General features: G+C 60.7%; 3 protein-coding genes and 3 pseudogenes. 2 read left to right on the forward strand and 4 right to left on the reverse strand.

Going from position 1 to position 5,097, the window contains the following annotated elements:
* Nucleotides 1-134, reverse strand: a pseudogene (locus HX846_RS18015) (heme ABC transporter ATP-binding protein CcmA); the annotation flags it as partial.
* Between the two features lie 198 nt (nt 135-332).
* On the opposite strand from HX846_RS18015, the pseudogene HX846_RS18020 reads away from it, so the two are divergent.
* Nucleotides 333-575: pseudogene (locus tag HX846_RS18020) on the forward strand (flagellar hook-length control protein FliK); the annotation flags it as partial.
* On the opposite strand, the pseudogene HX846_RS18025 reads toward HX846_RS18020, so the two are convergent.
* The 3 genes and pseudogenes from HX846_RS18025 to pap form a co-directional block, all read right to left on the reverse strand.
* Nucleotides 554-1,234 (reverse strand): annotated as a pseudogene (locus HX846_RS18025) (DMT family transporter); the annotation flags it as partial. The pseudogenes HX846_RS18020 and HX846_RS18025 overlap by 22 nt on opposite strands.
* A gap of 187 nt (nt 1,235-1,421) precedes the next feature.
* Nucleotides 1,422-2,606 (reverse strand): thiolase family protein, encoded by a 1,185-nt coding sequence (locus HX846_RS18030; protein WP_102368466.1) that lies wholly within the window; start codon nt 2,604-2,606, stop codon nt 1,422-1,424.
* A 102-nt stretch (nt 2,607-2,708) separates the two neighbouring features.
* Entirely contained in the window at nt 2,709-4,226 is a 1,518-nt protein-coding gene (gene pap, locus HX846_RS18035) for a polyphosphate:AMP phosphotransferase (RefSeq protein ID WP_178965824.1), read from the reverse strand.
* A 141-nt stretch (nt 4,227-4,367) separates the two neighbouring features.
* Between pap and mnmD the strand changes: the two genes are divergently transcribed.
* Nucleotides 4,368-5,097, forward strand: a 730-nt coding sequence (gene mnmD / locus HX846_RS18040; RefSeq protein WP_178965825.1) for a tRNA (5-methylaminomethyl-2-thiouridine)(34)-methyltransferase MnmD, incomplete at its 3' end; no start/stop codon positions are given.

Here is a 5,097-nt window from a genome sequence, read left to right on the forward strand (position 1 = left end):
GTCTTGCCGCTGCCGTTGGGACCGCTGACCTGCACCATGTCGCCGCCCGCCAGACGCAGTTCGAGGTGTTCGAACAGCATCCGCAGGTCACGTTCACAGGCGAGCGCTACGGCTTCTAGAAGAGGGCTGGTCAAGAGATCGCGGGCCTTTACGGTTCAAGTCGGCGGTGGAACGGCCGTTAAAGAGATGCACATTAACTGCTTTGGCGACCGTTTTTAGAGAGCTGGATCAATCAGTTGTGTTGTTTTTAACGCTCTCTTTGAAGACGGGCGGCATTATACATGTGATGCCCTACTCTAAAGAGGGCAATTTCCCCTGAGACGGCGCGCACGATGACCGGTGAGATCAATCTTCCCACGCTCCCCCCGACGCTTCCGGCCGGGCCTGCGCCCGCGCCTGCAGCGGGCGAGTTGCTGAAACTGCTGGAGCCGCAGACCGGCCTGATTGACCCCGGAAAAACCGTAAATGCCGAGGTGCTGGCACTGAAACAAGGCGGCGATGCATTTCAGTTGCTGCTCAAGCTGACCCTGGAAGGCGGCCGGCAAACCCTGGTGCAGGCCAGCAGCAGCCAGCCTTGCAGCGGGCTCAGTTGCAGCGCTTCCATCGGGTGCGCCCATGGCGTCAGCAAGAGCGCGCAGGACAGGTAGATCACCATCATCACCTGCAACGAATTCCATACCGTCAGCAACTGCTTCTGGCCCAGGGCGTAGAAGGTCCAGATGGTGGTGGCCAGGAGAATCGTCAGCACACCGGCGGTGTAGCTGCCCAGGGAGGTCAACAACTCGGTCAGGCGCTGGTTGAAGAACAGGCCGAAGCCGATGATCAGCACCAGTAGGCCCATGCCCTGCCCGAGGCTGAAGCGTTCCTTGAACACGAAGACGCTGGCGATCATCAGGAAGATCGGGCCCACCTGTACCACCAGTTGCGCGGTGCCGGGGCTCAGCAGTTTGAGGCCGACCAGGTAGAGCACATAGTTGCCCATCAGGCCGCACACGGCGATTGCTACCAGCCAGCCACCTTTTGGTCCGAGGGAGCGCCAACTGGGCAGGCGCCTTACGGCGGCGAGATAGATAAACAGACAACTGCCGGAGACGACCAGGCGAAACCAGGTGACGGTGACGGGGTCCATCACCTGCAAGACCTGTTTGAGTTTGATCGGCAGAATGCCCCAGAGCAGCGCGGTCAGCAGGGCCAGGGATAAACCGTAGACCCAACGGCCCGATGAGATGTGCATGAGTGCCCCGAATGCCTGAGGTGGAGGAGGTGCATTCTAGGGGGATGTGAACGGATTGGGATACGGTGCTGATCAAATGTGGGAGCGGGCTTGCTCGCGAAGGCGGTCTATCAGCCAACATTTTCATCGACTGCCCCGCCGCATTCGCGAGCAAGTCGAATCGTCGCACCGCCACTCCCACACTGAGTCAGCGTACGGCTTCGAACAAGCCGGTGGCACCCATGCCGCCGCCCACACACATAGTGACAATGCCGTAACGCAACTTGCGCCGCTGCAACTCACGCACCAGATGCCCCACCTGCCGCGACCCCGTCATCCCAAACGGATGCCCGATGGAAATCGACCCACCGTTGACGTTGTACTTGGCGTTATCAATTTCCAGCCGATTACGCGCATAAAGGCACTGCGAGGCAAACGCCTCATTCAACTCCCACAAATCAATATCCGCCACCGCCAGCCCACGGGCCTTGAGCAACTTGGGCACCGAAAATACCGGCCCGATCCCCATCTCATCCGGCTCACACCCCGCCACCGTAAACCCGCGAAAAAACGCCTTGGGCTTAAGCCCCAGTTCCAGCGCTTTTTCCAGGCTCATCACCAGTGTCATGGAAGCCCCATCAGACAACTGCGACGAATTCCCCGCCGTCACCGACCCATCCTCCGCAAACACCGGCTTCAATCCCGCAAGACTGGCCAACGTCGTATCCGGACGATTGCAATCATCCCGATCCACCACCCCCTCCAACACCTGCACCGCGCCAGTGTTCTTGTCCTCAACCCTGTACTTCACCGCCATCGGCACGATTTCATCATCGAACAACCCGTCAGCCTGGGCCTGAGCCGTACGCTGCTGGCTTTGCAGCGCATACAGATCCTGCTCTTCACGACTGACGTGATACCGCCGCGCAACGATTTCCGCCGTCTGCCCCATGGGAAAGTAAATGCCCGGCACCTGTTCCTTGAGCAACGGATTGATCAGGTTATCGGTGTTGACGCTCTTCATGGTCAGGCTGATGGACTCGACCCCACCGGCCACGATGATCTCGCTGCAACCGGAAGCAATCTGGTTGGCGGCGATCGCAATCGCCTGCAACCCCGAGGAACAGAAACGGTTGAGGGTCATGCCCGCCGTACCGGTACCCAGTTGCGACAACACCGCCACATTGCGGCCGATGTTGTAGCCCTGGGCACCTTCGTTGGAACCGGCGCCGACGATGCAATCCTCGACCGTGGCCGGGTCGATGCCATTGCGGGTCAGCAACGCGTTCACGCAATGGGCAGCCATGTCATCGGGACGGGTCTGGTTGAACTTGCCGCGAAAGGACTTGGCCAGGCCGGTTCGCACGCTGTCGACGATCACTACTTCACGCATGGGCTACCTCAATTGTTGTGGTTGTTGAGAGATGGATCGAGCATAGATCCCGCCCTCTTCAACCGCGACAATCATTCACCCCGCGTATGCAAAAGCATGGCGTTACTTCTTCTTGTCCTTCTTGTCATGCTTGTCGGACTTGTCGAACGCTTCCTCCAGCGCCCGGTTGATGGTGCGCAGTACCTTCACCCGCGCCCAGCGCTTGTCGTTGGCTTCAACCAGCGTCCACGGCGCAATCTCGGTGCTGGTGCGGTCCACCATGTCACCCACCGCCGCCCGGTAGTCGTCCCACTTCTCGCGGTTACGCCAGTCGTCCTCGGTGATCTTGAAGCGTTTGAACGGGATTTCCTCGCGGGCCTGGAACCGCTCCAGCTGCGTCTGCTTGTCGATCGCCAGCCAGAACTTGACCACGATCACCCCGGCGTCGCGCAGTTGCTCTTCGAAGTCGTTGATCTCGCCGTAGGCGCGCATCCAGTCCGTCGGCGTGCAGAAGCCTTCGATGCGTTCCACCAGCACCCGGCCATACCAGGAGCGGTCGAACACGGTGAACATGCCCCGCGCCGGAATCTTCTGCCAGAAACGCCACAGGTAAGGCTGGGCGCGCTCGTCTTCGCTGGGCGCGGCAATCGGCACGATGTGGTACTGCCGGGGATCGAGGGCTGCCGCCACACGCCGGATGGCCCCGCCCTTGCCCGCCGCGTCGTTGCCTTCAAACACCGTCACCAACGCGTGCTTGCGCATGCGTTTGTCGCGCATCAGCCCGGAGAACCGTGCCTGCTCGGTAATCAGCTGTTCTTCGTAATCGTCCTTTTCAAGGCTCAGGCTCATGTCCAGGCTGTTCAGCAGGCTCATCTGGTCAACCGCCGATGGCAGCGGCGCCGGGTTCATGCCGCTGGCTTTACCTTTGGGCACTTTCAAGGCGTTTTGCAGGCCTTCGAGCAGGATCTTGCCGACGGTCAGCCCGCGGTAGTGCGCATCGACACCCTCGATCACATACCAAGGCGCATAGTCACGGCTGGTGCGGCGCAGGATCCGCTCACCGAAATGCACAAACTTGTCGTAGGTCTTGGACTGCTGCCAGTCCAGCGGGCTGATGCGCCAGCTGTGCAGCGGGTCGTCCTGCAAGGCTTTGAGCCGGGATTTCATTTGCTTTTTGGAGAGGTGGAACCAGAACTTGAAGATCAGCGCACCTTCATCACACAGCATCTTTTCCAGGCGCTCGGCCCCGGCGATGGCCTGGTCCAGCCGCGCGTCCTTGATCTCGCCATGGACGCGACTCTGCAGCATCTGGCTGTACCAGTTACCGAAAAAGATCCCCATGCGGCCTTTCGCCGGAAGCTGGCGCCAGTAGCGCCATGCCGGTGGGCGGGCCAGTTCTTCGTCGGTCTGCTGGTCGAAGGTGCGCACCTCGATCAGGCGCGGGTCCATCCATTCATTCAGCAATTTGACGGTTTCACCCTTGCCCGCACCTTCGATGCCATTGATCAGGATGATCACCGGGAAGCGCTTCTGCTGTTGCAGTTCGTACTGCACTTCCAGCAAGGCTTCACGCAGGGCCGGCACTTCGGCGTCGTAGGTGTCTTTGTCGATGGCGTGACCGATTTCGGCAGATTCGAACATGGGCGGCTCCGTTCCAGAAGTGATCAAGACTAGCGGATTGGGCAACAACACGTGGCAGGAAATTCCGCAGCGGCTTGCCATGGATCAATGACAACCCTGTTGATCAGCTAGAATGGCCGCCTTGCCTTTGCCGAGCCGCTCATGAACCCCGTATCCCACGCCCAGCTTGACTGGGATGACCAAGGTCGCCCGCACTCGCGGGTCTTCGATGACGTGTACTTCTCCGACAAGTCGGGCCTTGAAGAAACCCGCTACGTATTCCTCGAACAGAACCGTCTGCAGGAACGTTTTGCGGCGCTGCCGGTGGGTGGGCGCTTGGTGATCGGTGAGACCGGCTTCGGCACCGGCCTGAATTTCCTGTGCGCCTGGCAGTTGTTCGAACAACACGCGGTGGCGGGCGCACGCCTGCATTTTGTCAGCGTGGAAAAGTACCCGCTGAGCCACGCCGACCTGCAGCGCGCCCTCGCCCTCTGGCCGGAACTGGCGCCGTTCGCCGAGCAACTGCTGGCGCAATACATCGCGATTCACCAAGGCTTCCAGCGGCTGGTACTGGATAACGGTCGAGTCACCCTGACGTTGCTGATCGGCGACGCCCTGGAGCAATTGCCGCAACTGGACGCGCAAGTCGACGCCTGGTTCCTCGACGGTTTCGCCCCGGCCAAGAACCCCGACATGTGGACTGCCGAGCTGTTCGCCGAACTGGCGCGGCTGGCGGCGCCGGGCTCGACCATCAGCACCTTTACCAGCACCGGCTGGGTACGGCGGTTGATCAACGCCGCCGGGTTCAAGATGAAGCGCACCCCCGGCATCGGCCACAAGTGGGAAATCCTGCGGGGTGAGTTTCTCGGCTGGCCCGCTGAAACGCCTGCGC

The organism is Pseudomonas sp. K5002, from assembly GCF_013386655.1.
Taxonomy (GTDB): Bacteria; Pseudomonadota; Gammaproteobacteria; order Pseudomonadales; family Pseudomonadaceae; genus Aquipseudomonas.